General features: G+C 62.6%; 3 protein-coding genes and 1 pseudogene. 2 read left to right on the top strand and 2 right to left on the bottom strand.

Annotation, left to right across the window (positions count from 1 at the left end):
- Together ABYW26_RS12855 and ABYW26_RS12850 are read left to right on the top strand one after the other, a co-directional pair.
- Positions 1-558, top strand: a pseudogene (locus tag ABYW26_RS12855) (vitamin B12-dependent ribonucleotide reductase); the annotation flags it as partial.
- 295 nt (positions 559-853) lie between these two features.
- The gene (locus ABYW26_RS12850; protein ID WP_372605304.1) at positions 854-1102 is read left to right on the top strand and encodes an EF-hand domain-containing protein; all 249 of its coding nucleotides are present in this window, start codon (positions 854-856) and stop codon (positions 1100-1102) included.
- 56 nt (positions 1103-1158) lie between these two features.
- On the opposite strand, the gene ABYW26_RS12845 is transcribed toward ABYW26_RS12850, so the two are convergent.
- Both ABYW26_RS12845 and ilvN read right to left on the bottom strand, forming a co-directional pair.
- Complete coding sequence (locus tag ABYW26_RS12845) at positions 1159-2064, bottom strand: pirin family protein (protein ID WP_372605303.1); 906 nt, start codon at positions 2062-2064, stop codon at positions 1159-1161.
- A gap of 133 nt (positions 2065-2197) precedes the next feature.
- Positions 2198-2758 carry an acetolactate synthase small subunit gene (ilvN, locus tag ABYW26_RS12840; RefSeq protein WP_372605301.1) on the bottom strand — a complete coding sequence of 187 codons (561 nt, stop codon included), beginning with the start codon at positions 2756-2758 and terminating at the stop codon, positions 2198-2200.
- Positions 2759-2811: the final 53 nt, after the last annotated feature.

Raw genomic sequence — 2811 nt, 5'->3', positions numbered from 1 at the left:
TTTGAACCGGCCGGGATGGTTCAGGGCAATGACAGCATCAAGTCGGCGACCTCGATCCTTGATTATATCTTCCGCGAACTGGCCGTCAGCTATCTGGACCGCACCGATCTGGCCCATGTCAAACCGCAAGGCGCGGCGTTTGATGACATCGGCGGCGGCGAGGGCGAGGGTAAATCGAACCTCAAGGACCTCAGCGAAACCGCGGCGTCGAAATCTCTGGAAGTGCTCAAGCAGATTTCCTCGACCGGTTATCTGCGCAAGCGGATGCCGCAGGAACTGGTGGTGCTGCAAGGCGGGATGACCGGGGCCACGGCGCTGAATGCGGCCGATCCGATGGCGGCGCTGCAAACGCTGGTGCCGGAAACCGGACAGGCCCGCGCCGCTGTGGCCGGCAGCACCGGTCTGGCCACCGGCGCTGTCAGCATGGATGTCCGCACCAAGGCCAAGATGCAGGGCTACGAGGGCGATCCTTGCGGCGATTGCGGCAACTACACGCTGGTGCGCAACGGCACCTGCATGAAATGCAACACCTGCGGCGCGACCAGCGGGTGCAGCTAAGAGGTTCTGCCTGCTGCCGACCCCAAGCGGCGGCAGGCGGGGCATCGTTCCGGGGCGGGTGCGCTCGCCCTCGACGCGGATAAGGCCGCAGGCAACAAACCGGGCGGTATAAACACTGAGCCTTATCAGCGAGACTGGGGCGCCTTCGGGTGCCCCTTTTTCTTGGCGGGTAACGGGTTGAGAATAAGGAAATTTTCCCGGCCCGCCCCCCATTGCGGACGCCGTGGGACAGGCATATCTGCCGGGACGACGGCGTATGAGCCGTTGACCATCTGAATGCAGGAGTTTTTCAGATATGACCCCGAAATTTGCAGCCCTCGCCGCCGTTCTGACCCTGACCGGCGCCACCGCCTTTGCCGAAGTCGATGCCTCGGCTCTGGATATCGACGGTGACGGCAAGGTCTCGATGGAAGAAATGCTGGCCGAGTTCCCCGAGTTGACCGCTGATCAGTTCAGCGCCGTCGACACCGATGCCGACGGGTTCCTGACGGTTGAGGAAATCGAGGCTGGCGATGCCGCCGGTCTGCTGCCCGCTTCGGAATAATCCGGGCGCCACGCGGCGATTTCAGCGCCCCGGCCAATGGCCGGGGCGTTTTCGTTTCAGTCCTTGATGAAGGTGCCGTTGTTCAGATCCTGCATCGCTTGCATCAGCTCGGCACGAGTGTTCATCACGATGGGGCCGTGCCACGCCACCGGCTCTTGCAACGGGCGCCCGGCGATCAGCAGGAACCGGATGCCCTCGGGACCGGCCTGCACGCTGATCTCGTCGCCGGTGTCGAACCGCACCAGCGTGCGGTTGCCGGTCAGATCGCGGATGTTCAGTTCCTGACCCGCGAATTCCTTTTCAACCTTCACGCCAACCGGGTTCGATGCGTCGCGGAACGTGCCCGCCCCGGCAAAGACATAGGCAAAGGCATTGGAATGGGTGTCGACCGGCAGGGTCTTGCGGGTGTTCGGCGGCACCGAGACATCCAGATAAAGCGGCTCGGCGGCGATACCGTCAACCGGGCCGGCCTTGCCCCAAAACTTGCCGGTGATGATCTTTACCGCTGTGCCGTCGTCGTCGATGATCTGGGGAATATCGCTGGCCGAGATGTCCTGATAGCGCGGCGCGGTCATTTTCAGGCTGGAGGGCAGGTTGGCCCACAGCTGGAACCCGTGCATCTGGCCCTTGGCGTTGCCGCGCGGCATTTCCTGATGCATGATCCCTGACCCGGCGGTCATCCACTGGACGGAACCCGCGCCCAGTTCGCCGTGATTGCCCAAGCTGTCGCCATGCGCCACCGTGCCTTCCAGCACATAGGTGATGGTCTCGATGCCGCGATGCGGGTGCCACGGGAAACCGCGGCTGTAAAAGCGCGGATCGTCATTGCGGAAATCGTCCAGCAACAGGAACGGATCGCTTTCGGCCGGGTCGCCAAAGCCGAAAACGCGGTGCAGGTGAACGCCCGCGCCCTCCATCGTCGGCTGGGCGTGGGATTCGGATCGAACGGGGCGGAATGTCATCGGGGTCTCCCTTTCTGCTTGCTCAGTATATGGGGCAAAGCCGCGAAAAGGGGAGTGCCGTTTCCGAACATCTGATGTGCGGAAATGCGAAAGGGCCGCCCGACATATGCGCCGGGCGGCCCTTGAATTGCGATCAGGCGCCGCGCGACAGGGCGACGACGCCGGTGCGGGCCACTTCGGACAGGCCCAGCGGCCGCATCAATTCGGCAAAAGCGTCGATCTTGCCGGGGGTGCCGGTCATTTCGAACACGAAGCTTTCCAGCGTGCTGTCGACGACATTGGCGCGGAAGATCTCGGCCAGACGCAGCGCCTCGATACGCTTTTCGCCCTGACCAGAGACCTTGATCAGTGCCAGTTCACGTTCGACGCTGGGGCCTTCGACGGTCAGGTCGTGAACCTCGTGCACCGGCACGATCCGGCCCAGTTGCGCCTTGATCTGTTCGATCACTGCCGGCGTGCCGCGGGTCACGATGGTGATGCGCGACAGGTGGCCCTGATGATCGACCTCGGCCACGGTCAGGCTGTCGATGTTATAGCCACGGCCCGAAAACAGCCCGATCACCCGCGCCAGAACCCCGGCTTCGTTATCGACCAGAACCGCCAGAGTATGGCTTTCGATCACCTCCGAATTCGGGTCGCGCAGGTCATAGGCCGAATGTTTCGACGTGCCTTTTTTGATTTTAAGTGCAGACATTTGCCGACCTTTCTTAAACCATACCCGCGCCTTTGGCGCCGATGGCATCGGTT

It is taken from the genome of Actibacterium sp. (assembly GCF_041584535.1).
GTDB lineage: Bacteria > Pseudomonadota > Alphaproteobacteria > Rhodobacterales > Rhodobacteraceae > Actibacterium_D.
This window is presented reverse-complemented; position numbering and strand designations above follow the sequence as displayed.

Excerpts from the sequence above, each read along its gene's own strand:
- ABYW26_RS12850 (WP_372605304.1), top strand. The coding sequence starts at position 854 with ATGACCCCGAAATTTGCAGCCCTCGCCGCCGTTCTGACCCTGACCGGC.
- ABYW26_RS12845 (WP_372605303.1), bottom strand. The coding sequence starts at position 2,064 with ATGACATTCCGCCCCGTTCGATCCGAATCCCACGCCCAGCCGACGATG.
- ilvN (WP_372605301.1), bottom strand. The coding sequence starts at position 2,758 with ATGTCTGCACTTAAAATCAAAAAAGGCACGTCGAAACATTCGGCCTAT.